Annotated in this window: 16 protein-coding genes; 11 read left to right on the top strand and 5 right to left on the bottom strand. The window is 69.3% G+C overall.

Features of this window, described 5'->3' with window-relative positions; genetic code table 11:
- Positions 1 to 9 precede the first annotated feature (9 nt).
- The 11 genes from Tther_RS02265 (at position 10) to nagZ (ending at position 10,530) form a co-directional block, all read left to right on the top strand.
- Positions 10 to 972 (top strand): MucB/RseB C-terminal domain-containing protein, encoded by a 963-nt coding sequence (locus tag Tther_RS02265; protein ID WP_246098873.1) that lies wholly within the window; start codon positions 10 to 12, stop codon positions 970 to 972.
- A 57-nt stretch (positions 973 to 1,029) separates the two neighbouring features.
- A complete protein-coding gene (locus Tther_RS02270; RefSeq protein WP_143900459.1) occupies positions 1,030 to 2,556 on the top strand; it encodes a DegQ family serine endoprotease in 1,527 nt (508 codons plus the stop codon).
- Between the two features lie 96 nt (positions 2,557 to 2,652).
- Positions 2,653 to 4,467, top strand: a complete 1,815-nt coding sequence (lepA, locus tag Tther_RS02275) for a translation elongation factor 4 (protein ID WP_143900461.1) — start codon at positions 2,653 to 2,655, stop codon at positions 4,465 to 4,467.
- Positions 4,468 to 4,478: 11 nt separating this feature from the next.
- Positions 4,479 to 5,444: a signal peptidase I gene (gene lepB / locus Tther_RS02280; RefSeq protein ID WP_143900496.1), complete on the top strand. Its 966-nt coding sequence runs from the start codon at positions 4,479 to 4,481 to the stop codon at positions 5,442 to 5,444.
- 94 nt (positions 5,445 to 5,538) lie between these two features.
- Positions 5,539 to 5,862, top strand: a complete 324-nt coding sequence (locus Tther_RS02285; RefSeq protein ID WP_246098874.1) for a DUF4845 domain-containing protein — start codon at positions 5,539 to 5,541, stop codon at positions 5,860 to 5,862.
- Positions 5,863 to 5,865: 3 nt separating this feature from the next.
- Positions 5,866 to 6,570, top strand: coding sequence for a ribonuclease III (gene rnc, locus Tther_RS02290; RefSeq protein WP_143900465.1), 705 nt, complete (start codon positions 5,866 to 5,868; stop codon positions 6,568 to 6,570).
- A complete protein-coding gene (gene era, locus Tther_RS02295) occupies positions 6,567 to 7,490 on the top strand; it encodes a GTPase Era (RefSeq protein WP_143900467.1) in 924 nt (307 codons plus the stop codon). The genes rnc and era overlap by 4 nt, the downstream gene beginning before the upstream one ends.
- A 1-nt stretch (position 7,491) precedes the next feature.
- On the top strand, positions 7,492 to 8,286 hold the full coding sequence (recO, locus tag Tther_RS02300) for a DNA repair protein RecO (RefSeq protein ID WP_246098875.1): 795 nt from the start codon (positions 7,492 to 7,494) through the stop codon (positions 8,284 to 8,286).
- Positions 8,283 to 9,056 carry a pyridoxine 5'-phosphate synthase gene (locus Tther_RS02305; RefSeq protein ID WP_143900469.1) on the top strand — a complete coding sequence of 258 codons (774 nt, stop codon included), beginning with the start codon at positions 8,283 to 8,285 and terminating at the stop codon, positions 9,054 to 9,056. Before recO ends, Tther_RS02305 begins: the two co-directional genes overlap by 4 nt.
- On the top strand, positions 9,053 to 9,448 hold the full coding sequence (acpS, locus tag Tther_RS02310; protein ID WP_143900471.1) for a holo-ACP synthase: 396 nt from the start codon (positions 9,053 to 9,055) through the stop codon (positions 9,446 to 9,448). The genes Tther_RS02305 and acpS overlap by 4 nt, the downstream gene beginning before the upstream one ends.
- Positions 9,445 to 10,530 carry a beta-N-acetylhexosaminidase gene (nagZ, locus tag Tther_RS02315; RefSeq protein ID WP_143900473.1) on the top strand — a complete coding sequence of 362 codons (1,086 nt, stop codon included), beginning with the start codon at positions 9,445 to 9,447 and terminating at the stop codon, positions 10,528 to 10,530. The genes acpS and nagZ overlap by 4 nt, the downstream gene beginning before the upstream one ends.
- An 18-nt stretch (positions 10,531 to 10,548) precedes the next feature.
- Here nagZ and Tther_RS02320 read toward each other — a convergent pair whose 3' ends face one another.
- The 5 genes from Tther_RS02320 to Tther_RS02340 all read right to left on the bottom strand — a co-directional run bounded on the left by Tther_RS02320 (position 10,549) and on the right by Tther_RS02340 (position 15,554).
- Positions 10,549 to 11,694, bottom strand: a complete 1,146-nt coding sequence (locus tag Tther_RS02320; RefSeq protein ID WP_143900475.1) for a GGDEF domain-containing protein — start codon at positions 11,692 to 11,694, stop codon at positions 10,549 to 10,551.
- 47 nt (positions 11,695 to 11,741) lie between these two features.
- Entirely contained in the window at positions 11,742 to 12,611 is an 870-nt protein-coding gene (gene accD / locus Tther_RS02325; protein ID WP_143900477.1) for an acetyl-CoA carboxylase, carboxyltransferase subunit beta, read from the bottom strand.
- Positions 12,612 to 12,674: 63 nt separating this feature from the next.
- The gene (trpA, locus tag Tther_RS02330; protein WP_143900479.1) at positions 12,675 to 13,514 is read right to left on the bottom strand and encodes a tryptophan synthase subunit alpha; all 840 of its coding nucleotides are present in this window, start codon (positions 13,512 to 13,514) and stop codon (positions 12,675 to 12,677) included.
- Positions 13,515 to 13,518: 4 nt separating this feature from the next.
- Positions 13,519 to 14,820 (bottom strand): tryptophan synthase subunit beta, encoded by a 1,302-nt coding sequence (gene trpB, locus Tther_RS02335; RefSeq protein ID WP_143900481.1) that lies wholly within the window; start codon positions 14,818 to 14,820, stop codon positions 13,519 to 13,521.
- A gap of 50 nt (positions 14,821 to 14,870) precedes the next feature.
- The gene (locus tag Tther_RS02340) at positions 14,871 to 15,554 is read right to left on the bottom strand and encodes a phosphoribosylanthranilate isomerase (protein WP_143900483.1); all 684 of its coding nucleotides are present in this window, start codon (positions 15,552 to 15,554) and stop codon (positions 14,871 to 14,873) included.
- Positions 15,555 to 15,602 lie beyond the last annotated feature (48 nt).

Genomic DNA, 15,602 nt, shown 5'->3' on the forward strand with positions numbered 1-15,602 from the left:
AGGGCTCGGATGGCGGCCGCGGCGCTGGGCTTGTGCATGCTCGGCCTCGGGGCACCGCCCAGTCATGGGGCGGCACCGGCGCCCGCGCTCGACATTCAGGCCTGGATCGAGCGGCTGCACGAGGCCACGCGCAACCGGGCGTACAGCGGAACGTTCGTGGTCACGCGCGGCAGCGACATGGCCACGGCGCGCATCGCGCACGTCTGCGACGGGCGTCAGCAGATCGAGCGCATCGAAGCGCTCAACGGTCCGGCGCGCGTCACCTGGCGCCGCGACGATGAGGTCATGACCGTGCTGCCCGACAAGCAGTGGGCGGTGCGCGACCGGCGCGAGCTGTTGCGCCTGTTCCCCGGGCCGGTGCGGGTGCCGGGCATCGACGTGGCGGATTTCTACCGCGCCGAGCCGCGTGGCAGCGACCGCGTGGCCGGCTATGACGCGTGGGTGGTCGAATTCCAGCCGCGCGACGCGCTGCGCTACGGCTATCGCATTTGGTCCGAGAAGCGCACCGGGCTGGTGCTCAAGCTGCAGACGTTGCAGGCCGATGGCGACGTGTTGGAACAAGTGGCGTTTACCGAGCTGCAGCTCGATGCGCCCCTGCGGCTCGACGCCATGTTGCGGCAGATGGAGGACACGCGCGGCTACCGCATCGAGCGGCCGACGCTGCGCAAAACCACCGCCGAGGCCGAGGGCTGGCGCTTGAAGGCCGAGGTGCCGGGGTTTCGCCCGGTGACGTGCTGGGTACGCGCCGACGAGCAGCGCGCGCGCGCGCCGCTGCAGTGCGTGTATTCCGACGGGCTGGCGTCGGTGTCGCTGTTTTTTGCCGCTGCCGACACGCCGGCGGTCCCCCGCACCCACGCCGGGGCGACGCACGGTTTGTCCAAACGCGTGGCGGGCTATGCCGTCACCGCCCTGGGCGAGGTGCCGATGGCCACCCTCGAGCGCTTTTTGGACGCGCTCGAGCGCACGCGATGACGCGTTGGCTTTTTCGCCCCGCCCGGGGCGTTACCCTTGCATCCGACGAGGTCTCACATGATGAACCGAACGCAACCTTCTGAGGCGGCAGCGGCCACGCGCCGCCGCCCCGTGGCGCTGGCCGCGGTGTCGGCGCTGGCCGCCGTGGCGCTGCTGTGGGGGGCCGCGCAGCATGGCGTCGGCGCCCAACCGGCCACGGGCGCCGCCGCGCCGGGCGCGTCCGCTGCCGCGGGCGGACCGCGCCTGACCGGATTGCCGGACTTCACCGTGCTGGTCGAGGACGTCGGCCCTTCGGTGGTCAACATCCGCACCGTCGAGCGCGTGCAGGCCACACCCGACGATGAGGCCGACCCCGACGAGGCCATGCGCGACTTTTTCCGACGCTTCGGCATCCCGCTGCCGCCGGGCGCATTCCCGCGCGGCCCGCAGCGCCCGGAACGTGGGCCGCAGCAGCGCCAGCGCGGCGTGGGCTCGGGCTTCGTCTACAGCGCCGATGGCTTCATCATGACCAACGCCCACGTGGTCGACGGGGCCGACGAGGTCGTGGTGACGCTGCCGGACAAGCGCGAATTCAAGGCCCGCGTGGTGGGCGCCGACAAGCGTACCGACGTGGCGCTGGTCAAAATCGAGGCCACCGGCCTCAAGCCCGTGCGCATCGGCGACGTCGAGCGGCTCAAGGTGGGCGAGTGGGTGATGGCCATCGGCTCGCCGTTTGGCCTGGACAACACGGTCACCGCCGGGATCGTCAGCGCCAAGCAGCGCGAGACCGGCGACTTCCTGCCGTTCATCCAGACCGACGTGGCCATCAACCCCGGCAACTCCGGCGGGCCGCTGATCAACATGCGCGGCGAGGTGGTGGGCATCAACAGCCAGATCTACTCGCGCTCGGGGGGCTTCATGGGCATCAGCTTTGCGATCCCGATCGACGAAGCGGTGCGCGTGGCCGAACAGCTCAAGACCAGCGGCAAGGTCACGCGCGGGCGCATCGGCGTGGCCATCGAGCCGGTGGACAAGGAGGTGGCCGAGTCGCTGGGCCTGCCCAAGGCCGGCGGCGCCCTGGTGCGCGGGGTGGAGGACGGCTCGCCCGCGGCCAAGGCCGGCATCGAGCCGGGTGACATCATCCTGCGCTTCGATGGCAAGGCGATCGAGAAGTCGGCCGACCTGCCGCGCATCGTGGGCAACACCAAGCCCGGCACACGCGCCACGGTGGAGGTGTGGCGTCGCGGTGCGACCAAGACGCTGACGGTGTCGGTAGGCACCTTCGAAGACGAGTCGGCGGCGCGCGCACCGGCCGAGGAGCCCAAGGCTGCCAAGGCGGGCCCGCTGGGGTTGACGCTGCGCGAGCTCACCGCCGCGGAGCGGCGCGAGCTCAAGGTCAGTGGCGGCATCCGCGTCGATGGGGTCAGCGGCCCTGCCGCGGCGGCCGGCCTGCGCCCGGGCGATGTGATCGTCGGGGTGGGCAACCAGAACGTGGCCTCGTTGCGCGACTTCGAGCGTGCGGTGGCGGATTGGCCCAAGGGGCGACCGGTGAGCGTGCTCATCCGCCGCGGCGACTGGGCACAGTGGGTGCTGGTGCGGCCCTGATGCCGGCCGGGTGCGGTGCGGCGGCGCACCGCCTACAATGCGGGGTTTGATTCGAGCGGGCGCGCTGCAAACGGAGCGCGCCCATTTTTCGTGGCCATGAAGCACATCCGCAACTTTTCCATCATCGCGCACATCGACCACGGCAAGAGCACGCTGGCCGACCGCCTGATCGCGCGCTGCGGGGGCTTGAGCGAGCGCGAGATGACCGACCAGGTGCTCGACTCCATGGAGCTGGAGAAGGAGCGCGGCATCACCATCAAGGCCCAAACCGCGGCGCTGCAATACACCGCGCGCGACGGGCAGGTCTACAACCTCAACCTCATCGACACGCCCGGCCACGTGGACTTTTCCTACGAGGTGAGCCGCTCGCTGTCGGCATGCGAGGGCGCGCTGCTGGTGGTGGACGCCAGCCAGGGCGTGGAGGCGCAGACGGTGGCCAACTGCTACACGGCGCTGGACCTCGGCGTCGAGGTCCTGCCGGTGCTCAACAAGATGGATTTGCCGCAGGCCGACCCCGAGCGCGCCCAGCAGGAAATCGAGGACGTCATCGGCATCGATGCGTCGGAGGCGATTCCCTGCTCGGCCAAGACCGGCATGGGCATCGACGACATCCTGGAAGCGGTGGTGGCCAAGATCCCGCCGCCGCGCGGCAACCCCGAGGGCCCGCTGCGGGCGATGATCATCGACTCGTGGTTCGACAACTACGTCGGCGTGGTGATGCTGGTGCGGGTGGTCGATGGCTGCCTCAACCGCGGCGATCGCATCCGCCTCATGGCCACGGGCGCGCAGTACGCGTGCGAAAAGGTGGGGGTCTTCACGCCCGCCAACCAGCCGCGCGAGCGCCTGCAGGCCGGCGAGGTGGGCTATGTGATCGCGGGCATCAAGGAGCTCAAGTCCGCCAAGGTGGGTGACACGATCACCTCGTTCAAGAGCGCCAGCGGCGCCAACCTGGCCGCGGCCACCGAGCCGCTGCCGGGCTTCAAGGAGGTGCAGCCGCAGGTCTTCGCCGGCCTGTACCCGACCGAGGCGAGCGAGTACGACCAGCTGCGCGATGCGCTGGAGAAGCTGCAGCTCAACGACGCGTCGCTGCACTTCGAGCCCGAGGTGTCGCAGGCACTCGGCTTTGGGTTTCGTTGCGGTTTTTTGGGCCTGCTGCACATGGAAATCGTGCAGGAGCGCCTGGAGCGCGAATTCGACCAAGACCTGATCACCACCGCGCCCAGCGTGGTGTACCAGGTGGTCAAGGGCGATGGCGAGGTGCTGATGGTGGAAAACCCCTCGCGCATGCCCGAGCCGAGCAAGATCCAGGAAATCCGCGAGCCCATCGTCACCGTGCACATCTATTTGCCCCAGGACTACGTGGGGCCGGTGATGACGCTGTGCAACCAAAAGCGCGGCGTGCAGCTCAACATGGCCTACCACGGCAAGCAGGTCATGCTGACCTACGACCTGCCGCTGGCCGAGATCGTGCTGGACTTCTTCGACAAGCTCAAGTCGGTCAGCCGCGGCTACGCCTCGATGGACTACGAGTTCAAGGAGTACCGGCCGTCGGACGTGGTCAAGGTCGATATCCTGCTCAACGGTGACAAGGTCGATGCGCTGTCGATGATCGTGCACCGCAGCCAGGCGCAGTCGCGCGCACGCGCCGTGGTCAGCAAGATGCGCGAAATCATCAGCCGCCAGCAGTTCGATGTCGCCATACAAGCGGCGATTGGTGCGCAAATCATCGCGCGTGAAACCGTCAAGGCGCTGCGCAAAAACGTGCTGGCCAAGTGCTATGGCGGCGACATCACGCGCAAGCGCAAGCTGCTGGAAAAGCAAAAGGCGGGCAAAAAACGCATGAAGCAAATCGGCACCGTGGAAGTGCCGCAGGAGGCGTTCCTCGCCATCCTGCAGGTGGAGGAGTCATGAACGACCAGACCATGGGCGCTGTCACCGGCGTCGTGCTGGCGGCCTTTGCCGGCTACGGCGTGGCGTGGTATGTCGGCGCCATCGACGGCAACTTTGCGCTGCTGCTGCTGTTGGCCGTGGTGGTCACCGGTGCGTACTGGGTGGCCGAGCGTTGGGTGTTTTTGCCGCGCCGCCAGGCGGCGGCCGCGCAAGCCGTGGCCGAGGCCACGCGGCGCCGCGAGGAGCTGGCGCGCCAGGGCATCGTGGGCGAGCCGGTGGACCTCGATGCCCTGCGCCGCCGCCTGCTGGCGCAGCCGTGGTGGCTGGACTGGACCGCGGGGCTGTTCCCGGTCATTTTGGCGGTCTTCGTGCTGCGCTCGTTTTTGTTCGAGCCGTTCAAAATCCCGTCGGGCTCGATGATCCCGACGCTGCACGTGGGCGACCTGATCCTGGTCAACAAGTTCCACTACGGCATCCGCCTGCCGGTGGTCAATACCAAGGTCGTGGACAACCACAGCCCGCAGCGCGGCGACGTGATCGTCTTTCGCTACCCGCCGCAGCCGAGCCTGGACTACATCAAGCGCGTCGTGGGGGTGCCGGGCGACGAGGTGGCGTATCTGAACAAGCGGCTCTACATCAACGGCCAGGCCGTGCCGCGCACCGCGGTGGACGATTTTTACGATGCCGACGCGATGCGCTACCGCAAGCAGTTCGTCGAGGAAATCGGCGGGCGGCGCGTGCACACGCTGATCGACGACGAGCGCCCCGCCTTCATCCCGGCGGCGGTGGACTTCCCCGGCCGTGAGCGCTGCCAGTACACCGTCGAGGGCGTGACCTGCCGGGTGCCCGAGGGGCACTATTTCGTCATGGGCGACAACCGCGACAATTCGCTCGATTCGCGCTATTGGGGCTTTGTGCCGGAGCGCAACATCGTGGGCAAGGCGGTGTTTGTGTGGATGAATTTTGGCGATTGGCGCCGCATCGGCACGTTCGAGTGAAGCGGCGCCGGTGTTTGCCGCTATCATGATCGCGGTGTCCGCCACGGGGGCGGCGCACGTTGGATATGGGGTGGCGCAGATGCGACAACGCGGGATGACCCTGATAGGCCTGCTCTTCGTGGGGGCGGTCGTGGCGGTGCTGGTGGTGCTGGCGGCCAAGATCTTTCCCACGGTGACCGAATACTGGGCAATCCAGAAAGCGGCCACCCGTGCGGCGCAAAGCGGCACCACGGTGACCGAGATTCGCAACGCCTTCGAACGCGCCAAGACCGCCGACTACTTCGAGGCGGTCAGCGGCAAGGACCTCGACATCACCAAGGTGGACGACAAGATCGTGGTCTCGTTTGCCTACGACAAGGAAATCCATTTGGTCGGCCCGGCCTACCTGGTCATCAAATACCGGGGCAGCAGCCAATGAACCATGGTTGATTCCCAGGCGCCAGCGCTGGAGGCGCTGCAACACCGCCTCGGGCATCGGTTTCGCCGCCCCGAGTTGCTGCTGCGCGCGCTGACGCACCGCAGCCACTCGGCCGACCATTACGAGCGGCTCGAGTTTCTGGGCGACGCCGTGCTCGGCCTGGCAGTGTCCACGCTGCTGGTCGAGCGCCTGCCGCAGCAGACCGAAGGTGAGCTTTCGCGCGCTCGCGCCGCCCTGGTGCGCCAGGACGCGCTGCACCGCATCGCGCTCGACCTGGGACTGCCGGCGCTGCTGCGCCTGGGCGAGGGCGAAGCGCGCTCGGGCGGGCGCACGCGGGCCTCGATCCTGGCCGATGCGGTCGAGGCGCTGCTGGGGGCGCTCTACCTGGATGCGGGTTTCGAGGTGGCGCAGCGCGTGGCGCGGCACTGGTACGACGGGGTCGAGCTGCACCCGGGGCTGGGCAAGGACGCCAAGACCGCGTTGCAGGAATGGCTGCAGGGCCGGCACCGTCCGCTGCCCGTGTACGAGGTGGTGGCCATCCACGGCCAGGCGCACGCCCAAACCTTCGAGGTTGTCTGCCGCGTCGAGGGGGTTGCCCCCGCCCTGGGGCGCGGCCCGTCGCGCCGGTCCGCCGAGCAGGTGGCGGCTGCGGCGATGCTGGCCCAGCTCCAATCCCAAGGCGCGCTCTCGCGCGCTGCCACGCCATGACCGCCGATTCCGCCCCTGCTTCGACGCACGCCGCACCAGCGCCGCAGCGCTGTGGCTTCATTGCCATCGTTGGCAAGCCCAATGTGGGCAAGTCCACCCTGCTCAACGCGCTGGTGGGCTACAAAGTCAGCATCACGTCGCGCAAGGCGCAGACCACGCGCCACCGCATCACCGGCATCCGCACCGAAGGGGCCACGCAGTTCGTCTTCGTGGACACGCCGGGTTTTCAGACCCGGCATGGCAACGCGCTCAACCGCGCGCTCAACAAGACGGTGCTGGGTGCCGTGGCCGACGTGGATCTGGTGCTGTTCGTGGTCGAGGCCGGCCGCTTCGACCTGGCCGACGCCAAGGTGTTGGCCTTGCTGCCGCCCGGCGTGCCGGTGATCCTGGTGGCCAACAAGCTCGACCGCGTGCACCGGCGCGTGGACATTGCGCCGTGGCTGCGCAGCATGCAGGACCGGCATCCGTTTGCCGAATTTTTTCCCATGAGCGCCAAGCAGCCGCGCGATGTGCAGCGCCTGCTCGCCCTGTGCGAGCGCTACTTGCCGCAGCACCCGTGGCTGTACGACCCCGATGACCTGACCGACCGCAGCGAGCGCTTTTTGGCCGGCGAGCTGGTGCGCGAAAAGCTCTTTCGCCTCACCGGCGACGAGCTGCCCTACACCTCCACCGTGGTGGTGGACCGCTTTGAGCAGGAGGGCGAGCTGCGCCGCATCGCCGCCACCATCATCGTCGAGCGCGAGGCGCACAAGGGCATGGTGATCGGCGAACGCGGGGAGCGGCTCAAGCGCATCGGCACCGAAACGCGCCAGGAGCTCGAGCGGCTGTGGGGCGGCAAGGTGTTTTTGGAGCTCTGGGTCAAGGTGCGCTCCGGCTGGTCCGACGACGAGGCCCGGGTGCGCGCCTACGGTTACGAGTGACGTGGTCGCCCGTACGCGCCTGCGGGTTCACGACGAGCCCGCCTTCGTCCTGCACCAACACGACTGGAGCGAGTCCAGCCTGGTGCTGGAGGTGTTCAGCCGCCACCACGGGCGCGTGGTGCTGATTGGCAAGGGGGTCAAGCGGCCGACCTCGCAGTATCGCGCGGTGCTGCTGCCGATGCTGCCCCTGCGGCTGGATTGGTCGGGCGAGGCGGAGGTGCGCACGCTCAAGGCGGCGCAGTTTGCCGGTGGCCACGTCATGCCGGCCGGCGACGCGCTGCTGGCGGGGTACTACCTCAACGAGCTGGTGCTGCGCCTCATGACCCGTGACGACCCGCACCCGGTGCTGTTCGACCACTACGCGGCAGCGTTGGCGGCCCTGGCCGCGGGCGAGGACGTCGCGGTGACGCTGCGCGCGTTCGAACTGCTGCTGTTGCGTACCCTGGGCTGGCTGCCGGATTTGGCGCATGAGGGGCTGCGCCTGCTGCCGCTGGCCGCAGACCAGGCCTACCGCCTGCTGCCCGAGGCCGGCTTGCAGCCCTGCGGCGCGGAAGACAGCGGGGCGTTGCCGGGAGGGCATTGGGCGGCGGTCGAGCGCGCGCTGGCAGCGGCCGACCCCTGGGCGGCCCTGCGCGCGCAGCCGGCGCTGTTGGCAACCGCGGCCCTGCGCGTCGGGCTGGCGGCGCTGCTGCACTACCATAGCGGCGTGCGGGCTTTCCGCACCCGCGAGTGGATGCGGGCGGTGCGCCGCGTCGGTCCGCTGGCGGCCCCGTCCACGAACGAACCTGCACCATGAACCCCACCGCTTTGTCGGTCAACGTCAACAAAGTGGCGCTGCTGCGCAACAGCCGCCACCTCGGCATCCCCAGCGTCACGCGGGCGGCAACGCTGTGCCTGCAGGCCGGCGCGCATGGCATCACCGTGCACCCGCGGCCCGACGAGCGCCACATCCGCTGGCACGATGTCTTCGACGTGGCCGAGCTGCTGCGCGCCTGGCCCGGCCGCGAATACAACATCGAGGGCAACCCGTTCCACAACCTGCTGGACGTGGCGCGCGAAGTGGCCGCGCGCGGCCTGCCCGTGCACCAACTGACCTTCGTGCCGGATGCGATTGGCCAATTCACCAGCGATCACGGCTGGCGCTTCCCCGACGACGCCGAACGGCTGCGTCCGGTGATTGCGCAGGCGCAGGCGCTGGGCGTGCGGGTGAGCCTGTTCATGGACCCCGACCCGGACCAGATGGCCGCGGCGCGCGCGGTGGGCGCCGACCGCGTCGAGCTCTACACCGAACCCTACGCCGCCGCCTGGGCCGACCCGGCGGCGCGCGCGGCGCAACTGCAACGCTACCGCGAGGCGGCGCTGGCCGCCCGGGCCGCGGGGCTGCAGGTCAACGCCGGCCACGACCTCAACCGCGACAACCTGACCGATTTCCTGCGCGCGGTGCCGGGCGTGGTCGAGGTCTCGATCGGCCACGCGCTGATCGCCGATGCGCTGGAGCTGGGCTACGCGGCCACGGTGCAGGCCTACCTGCGGTGCATCGACGCCGCTGCGGCAGGCCGCGCATGATCTACGGGGTGGGCACGGACCTGTGCGACGTGCGCCGCATCGCCGCCGCCTTGGCGCGCCACGGCGATCGCTTCGCACAGCGGGTGCTGGCCGACGGTGAGCTGGCGCAGTGGCGCGCCCGCGCGGCGCGCTGGCCCGAGCGGGGCGTGCGCTTCGTGGCCACGCGCTTTGCGGCCAAAGAGGCGTTGAGCAAAGCCATCGGCCTGGGGTTGCGCGCGCCCATGACCTGGCGCGATTGCGAAGTGATCCACCTGCCCGGTGGTCGGCCGGCGTTTCGCCTGCACGGGGCGCTGCGGGCCTGGTGCGACGAGCGGCGCTTGCGTGCCCACCTGAGTCTGACCGACGAATCCGACTATGCCGCCAGCTTCGTGGTGGTGGAGCAAGACCCATGACCCTGCATGCCCCCCTGATCATCGATGTGGCCGGCACCCGCCTGAGCGACGCCGACCGTGCGCGGCTGAGCCATCCGCTCGTCGGCGGCGTCATTCTGTTTGCCCGCAACTGGCGTGATCGGGCGCAGCTGCAGCGCCTGTGCGCGCAGATCAAGCGGGTGCGGCGCGACCTGCTCATCTGCGTGGACCACGAAGGCGGGCGCGTGCAGCGCTTTCGCACCGACGGCTTTACCCACCTGCCGCCGATGCGCGACTTGGGTCGCCTGTGGCGCGAGGCGCCCGAGACGCGCCCCGGCGAGGCGGCGCTGGCGGCGTGCAATGCCGCGACGGCAGCGGGCTACGTGCTGGGGGCCGAGTTGCGCGCCTGTGGCGTGGATTTGAGCTTTGCCCCGGTGCTGGACCTGGACCACGGCCGCAGCGAGGTGATCGGCGACCGCGCCTTCGACGCCGACGCCCGCGTCGTGACCATGCTGGCACAAGCCCTGATGCACGGGCTGCGCCTGGCGGGCATGGCGCATTGCGGCAAGCACTTTCCCGGCCACGGCTGGGCCGAGGCCGATTCGCACGTGGACCTGCCCGTGGACGAGCGGCCGCTGTCGGCCTTGCTGGCCGAGGACGCCGCGCCGTATGGTTGGCTGAGCGCATCGCTGGCGGCGGTGATGCCCGCGCATGTCGTGTACCCGCAGGTGGACGCGCGGCCGGCCGGGTTCTCGCGCCGCTGGCTGCGCGACATCCTGCGCGATCGGCTGGGCTTTACCGGGGCGGTGTTCAGCGACGACCTCAGCATGGCCGGCGCGCGCGTGCTGGATGGCCGACCGGTCACCCCAACCGAGGCGGCGCTGGCGGCGCTGGAGGCCGGCTGCGACCTGGTGCTGCTGTGCAACCAAAGCACGGTGGACGGTGGCGAGCCGATCGATCGGCTCATCGACGGGTTGGCGCGTGCCTACTACGAAGGCCGCTGGACGCCGGACGAAACCGCCGAGGCGCGCCGGCGCGCGCTGCTGCCGAGCGGCCCCGCGCTGGCATGGGACGCCCTGATGGCCGATCCCCGCTACCAGCACGCGCTGGCGCTGCTGCCCTGACGGGCAGGCAGCCGGGGATCATGGGTGGGCCGGTTGCGGGGTGTGCCTTCCCCCCGCTGGGGCGCAGACGACGCGGTTGCGCCCGCCGGCTTTGGCATCGTACATGGCCATATCGGCGCGGCGCAGCAGGTCTGACAGCGTCACATCGTCGTCGGAGGCCATCGCCACCCCGACACTGATGGTGGGCCGTATGGTTTCGGTTTTCACCGAGATGGCCAGTGCCGCGATGGCCGTGCGTAGCCGTTCAGCAAGGTCGCGTGCTTGCGCGAATTGGGTGTTGGGCAAAATCAGCGCAAATTCTTCCCCGCCGAGGCGGCCAAAACAGTCGCTGGCGCGCACAAGCTGAACGCAGGTATTGACCACCGCCACCAGCACCTCGTCGCCGCCAAGGTGTCCGTGGAGGTCATTGATCTGTTTAAAGTGGTCCAGGTCGATGATGAGCAATGCCAACGGTTCGCCGCTGTGGCGGTGCTGCTGGAGCAGGCGCGCGCCGGTTTCCATCAGATAACGGCGGTTGATGACGCCGGTCAGCGCGTCGCGCGAGGCCTGTGACTGCAGCTCCCGGATGAGCTGCTCGTTGCGCTGGCGCAGCTCGATGGCCTCGGTCGTTGCGGCATTGATCTGCCGACCGACGAGCAGCATCAGCGCGCAAAACGCCATGCCCAGCGCGCTCAGGCCGATGTGAAACGCGCTGGGTTCGAGCAACGGCGGCGCGATCAGGGCCAGCACCGGGGGCAGCATGTCCAGCAGCAGCAAGCGAAGGTGCGCGTGGGACATCGATACGGTCAACGAGATGAGGCCCACGTGCACCAGCATCACGAACATGAGGTTGCCAAAATCCCCAGGCCGCCACGCCCACACCACCAGTGACGACCACGCCAACATATGCGCCCCGTGCGCCAGGGCGATGCGGTTGGCCCAGCGGCGTTCCTCGCTCGGCGGTGGTTGGGCCTGCTTGAAGCGCCGGTACACCCACAGATAGTGCGCGATGATGAGCAATTCGATGCCCAGCCAAGTCAGCGCCCACGACATCGGTACCCAGTGCGACAGCAGCAGCCCGGTTATGACCGTCAGCACCGGCGCCACAAAGCGGTCGTGGCGGTGCACGTCCACATACAGGTGCAACTGGGCCAGCCGGACACGGGCACGCGGATCGGCGATCATCGCGGGCGTCTTCGTTGGGATGGCGTGCGCGTGCCGGTGCTGGCGCGTCAGGCCACCGCGTCGGCGCTTTGGCGCTGCAGCATGGCCAGCACGTTGGCCACGGTGGCGCGCAGCTCGCGCCGGTCGCAGATCATGTCGATCGCGCCCTTTTGCAGCAGAAATTCGGCGCGCTGAAAGCCTTCGGGCAACTTCACGCGCACGGTGTTTTCGATCACGCGCGGTCCGGCAAAGCCGATCAGGGCTTTGGGCTCGGCGATCACGACATCGCCCATGAAGGCGAAGCTGGCCGATACGCCGCCCATGGTCGGGTCGGTCAGCACGCTGATGAAGGGCAGGCGCTGGCGGGCGAGCCGGGTCAGCGCGGCGTTGGTCTTGGCCATCTGCATCAGCGACAGCAGGCCCTCCTGCATGCGCGCGCCACCGGTGGCGGTAAAGCAGATGAAGGGGACCTTTTGTTCGATCGCGTTGTGGACGCCGCGCACGAAGCGCTCGCCCACCACCGATCCCATCGAGCCGCCCATGAAGTCGAACTCGAAGCACGCCACCACCACCGGCAGCGCGTGCACCGCGCCGCCCATGACGACGAGCGCGTCGGTCTCGCCGGTGGCCTCCAACGCTTCCTTGAGGCGCTCGGGGTATTTGCGGCTGTCCTTGAATTTGAGCGCATCGACGGGCAGCACCTCCTGCCCGATTTCATAACGTCCTTCGGGGTCGAGGAAGGCGTCGAGCCGCGCGCGCGCGCCAATGCGGTGGTGATGACCGCACTGGGGACAGACGTTGAGGTTTTTTTCCAGATCGGTCTTGTAGAGCACGGCCTCACAGCTTGGGCACTTGATCCACAAGCCTTCGGGGATGCTGCGCCGCTGGGTGGTCGTGGGGGCGATCTTGGGCGGCAACAGTTTTTCCAGCCAGGACATGGCAACTCCTTGCAGTGGTGGCGTTGGGCAGCGCGGGACTGCCCAATGCCAGCGTGCGCGCGATTATGCGACAGCCGGGGCCGGCGTGGCGGGCAGCGCGTCCAGCGCGGCGCGAATCTCGCGCACGAACGCCGCGGCTGTGTCGGCCACGCGCTCGCGCGGTTCGTGCTCGATCAACTGGATGAGGCGGGTGCCGATCACCACCGCGTCGGCGCAGCGGCCCACCGCCTGGGCGCTGGCCGCGTCGCGGATGCCAAAGCCCACCCCAACCGGCACCGACACATGGGCGCGAATGCGGGGCAGCATGGCCTCCACCGCCGCCGTGTCCAGGTGGCCCGCGCCGGTGACGCCCTTGAGCGAGACGTAATACACATAGCCGCTGGCCAGCCGCCCCACCTGGGCCATGCGCGCCTCGGTGCTGGTGGGCGCAAGCAAAAAGATCAGGTCCAGCCCGTGCGCGCGCAGGGCGCGGGCAAAGTCCTCGCATTCCTCCGGCGGGTAGTCCACCACCAGCACACCGTCCACGCCGGCGGCCGCGGCCTCGCGCGCGAAGCTGCCGGCCCCATGGCGGTGCTCCCAGGCTTCGATCGGGTTGGCGTAGCCCATCAGCACCACCGGCGTCGTCGTGTCGCCGGTGCGGAAGTCGCGCACCATCTGCAACACCTGCGCCAGACCGATGCCGGCGGCCAGCGCGCGCTCGCCCGCGCGCTGGATCACCGGGCCGTCGGCCATGGGGTCGGAAAACGGCACGCCCAGTTCGAGGATGTCGGCGCCTGCCGTCACCAGGGCGTGCATCAGCGCAGGGGTGACGTCGGGGTATGGAAAGCCCGCGGTGATGAAGGGGATCAGGGCCTTGCGGCCCTGGGCTTGGAGCAGGTGAAAGGTGGCGTCGATGCGGCTCATGGCGTCAGGCCTTCGGGTGGGTCAGGGGCTGTTCGGTGCCGCCCTTGACGGTCTGTCCGCGGCAGCTCGGGCGGCAGTAAAAGTCGGCCTGCGCGAGGTCGGCCACGGTGCCGATGTCCTTGTCGCCGCGCCCCGACAGGTTGACCAGCAGCGTCTGGTCAGGGCGCAGGGTCGGCGCCAGCTTCATGGCGTAGGCCACGGCGTGGCTGGACTCCAGCGCGGGGATGATGCCCTCGGTGCGGCACAGGCGATGAAACGCCGCCAGCGCCTCCTCGTCCGTGACGCCGACGTACTCGGCGCGGCCGCTGTCCTTGAGCCAGGCGTGCTCCGGGCCCACGCCGGGGTAGTCCAGCCCGGCGCTGACGCTGTGCGTCTCGGTGATTTGACCGTCGGCGTTTTGCAGCACATAGGTACGGTTGCCGTGCAACACGCCGGGCACGCCGCGCTGCAGCGAGGCCGCGTGCTTGCCGCTGTCCAGGCCGCTGCCAGCGGCCTCCACGCCGATGAGCCGCACGCGCTCGTGTGGGATGTAGGGGTAGAAGATGCCCATGGCGTTGCTGCCGCCGCCCACGCAGGCGATCACCGCGTCCGGGTGCGGCGTGCCCTGGTTGCCGGGCAGGCCCAGATCGGCCAACATTTCGGGCATTTGGCGCAGGCACTCCTCACCGATGACGCTTTGGAAGTCGCGCACCATCATGGGGTAGGGGTGCGGGCCGGCCACGGTGCCGATGATGTAGAAGGTGTTTTCGACGTTGGTGACCCAGTCGCGCAGCGCTTCGTTGAGGGCGTCTTTGAGCGTTTGGCTGCCCGACGTCACCGGCACCACCGTGGCGCCGAGCAGCTTCATGCGGTAGACGTTGGGGCTTTGGCGCTTGACGTCCTCGGTCCCCATGTAGACCACGCACTCCAGCCCGTAGCGCGCGCAGATGGTGGCGGTGGCCACGCCGTGCTGGCCGGCGCCGGTCTCGGCGATGATGCGCGGCTTGCCCATGCGCTTGGCCAGCATGGCCTGGCCGATGACGTTGTTGATCTTGTGCGCGCCGGTGTGGTTGAGGTCCTCGCGCTTGAGCAGGATTTGCGCGCCGCCGAGTTCGCGGCTCAGGCGCGCGGCGTGGTACAGGGGCGAGGGGCGGCCCACGAAGTGCGCCAGCTCGTAGCGGAATTCGCGCAAAAACGCGGGGTCCTGGCGGTAGCGTTCGTAGGCGGCGCGCAGCTCGGCGATGGCGTGCGTGAGCGTCTCGCTGACGAAGCTGCCGCCGTAGGGGCCAAAGTGGCCCTGGGCGTCGGGATAGGCGTAGGCGGACATGAAACTCGTATCCTGGGGTGGGGACGGCAGCCCGCAACCCGGCGGGGCCGTCAGGGAGGGGAGGGGTCGGCAGGCATCAGGTCGGCGCGGCGCACCGCCGCGATGAACGCTTCGACGCGCGCCGGGTCTTTGATACCCTTGGCGGCTTCGACGCCCGAGGAGACGTCAACCGCCCACGGGCGCACCCGACGCACGCCATCGGTCACATTTGCGGGTGTGAGTCCACCAGACAAAACGACCCGATCGGCGGCGTTGAGTCGAGGGTGTGACCACGGGAAGGCTGTCCAGTCGAAGGTTTGTCCGCCGCCGCCATAGCCAGGCACCTGCGCATCGATCAGCACGGCGCGCGCGGCGGCGTAGCGCTCGGCGTATTCTAGGAGATCGAAGCCAGCGGCGCCAGCGCCCAGCGGCACGCGCGCGGCGCGCAGCCAGGGGCGCGTACCCGCCAGGGCGGCGCACTGTTCGGGGCTTTCGTCGCCATGGAACTGCAGCATCGCGTGGGGCACGGCGTCCAGCGCCGCGGCCACCGCGTCCGCGCTGGCGTTGACGAACAGCAGCACCGGGGTCACGAACACCGGCAGGCGCCGGGCCAGCTCCCCGGCGCGGCGGGCGCTGACATGGCGCGGGCTGGCCGGGTACAAGACGAAGCCGATGGCGTCCGCGCCGGCGGCGGCGGCGTGCTCGACGTCGGCCTCGCGCGTGAGGCCGCAAATTTTGATGCGCGTGCGTCGCATGGTGACAGGTCGGCCGGGGTCACGACCGGGGGTGGGGGGGTCAAAGGG

Source organism: Tepidimonas thermarum (assembly GCF_007556705.1).
Lineage (GTDB): Bacteria > Pseudomonadota > Gammaproteobacteria > Burkholderiales > Burkholderiaceae_C > Tepidimonas > Tepidimonas thermarum.

What these genes read in the sequence shown, in the direction of transcription:
- trpA (WP_143900479.1), bottom strand. Translation starts at nt 13,514, where the DNA reads ATGAGCCGCATCGACGCCACCTTTCACCTGCTCCAAGCCCAGGGCCGC.
- era (WP_143900467.1), top strand. Translation starts at nt 6,567, where the DNA reads ATGACCGCCGATTCCGCCCCTGCTTCGACGCACGCCGCACCAGCGCCG.
- accD (WP_143900477.1), bottom strand. Translation starts at nt 12,611, where the DNA reads ATGTCCTGGCTGGAAAAACTGTTGCCGCCCAAGATCGCCCCCACGACC.
- Tther_RS02270 (WP_143900459.1), top strand. Translation starts at nt 1,030, where the DNA reads ATGATGAACCGAACGCAACCTTCTGAGGCGGCAGCGGCCACGCGCCGC.
- Tther_RS02320 (WP_143900475.1), bottom strand. Translation starts at nt 11,694, where the DNA reads ATGATCGCCGATCCGCGTGCCCGTGTCCGGCTGGCCCAGTTGCACCTG.
- acpS (WP_143900471.1), top strand. Translation starts at nt 9,053, where the DNA reads ATGATCTACGGGGTGGGCACGGACCTGTGCGACGTGCGCCGCATCGCC.
- Tther_RS02285 (WP_246098874.1), top strand. Translation starts at nt 5,539, where the DNA reads ATGACCCTGATAGGCCTGCTCTTCGTGGGGGCGGTCGTGGCGGTGCTG.
- Tther_RS02340 (WP_143900483.1), bottom strand. Translation starts at nt 15,554, where the DNA reads ATGCGACGCACGCGCATCAAAATTTGCGGCCTCACGCGCGAGGCCGAC.
- Tther_RS02265 (WP_246098873.1), top strand. Translation starts at nt 10, where the DNA reads ATGGCGGCCGCGGCGCTGGGCTTGTGCATGCTCGGCCTCGGGGCACCG.
- nagZ (WP_143900473.1), top strand. Translation starts at nt 9,445, where the DNA reads ATGACCCTGCATGCCCCCCTGATCATCGATGTGGCCGGCACCCGCCTG.
- lepB (WP_143900496.1), top strand. Translation starts at nt 4,479, where the DNA reads ATGGGCGCTGTCACCGGCGTCGTGCTGGCGGCCTTTGCCGGCTACGGC.
- lepA (WP_143900461.1), top strand. Translation starts at nt 2,653, where the DNA reads ATGAAGCACATCCGCAACTTTTCCATCATCGCGCACATCGACCACGGC.
- rnc (WP_143900465.1), top strand. Translation starts at nt 5,866, where the DNA reads ATGGTTGATTCCCAGGCGCCAGCGCTGGAGGCGCTGCAACACCGCCTC.
- trpB (WP_143900481.1), bottom strand. Translation starts at nt 14,820, where the DNA reads ATGTCCGCCTACGCCTATCCCGACGCCCAGGGCCACTTTGGCCCCTAC.
- Tther_RS02305 (WP_143900469.1), top strand. Translation starts at nt 8,283, where the DNA reads ATGAACCCCACCGCTTTGTCGGTCAACGTCAACAAAGTGGCGCTGCTG.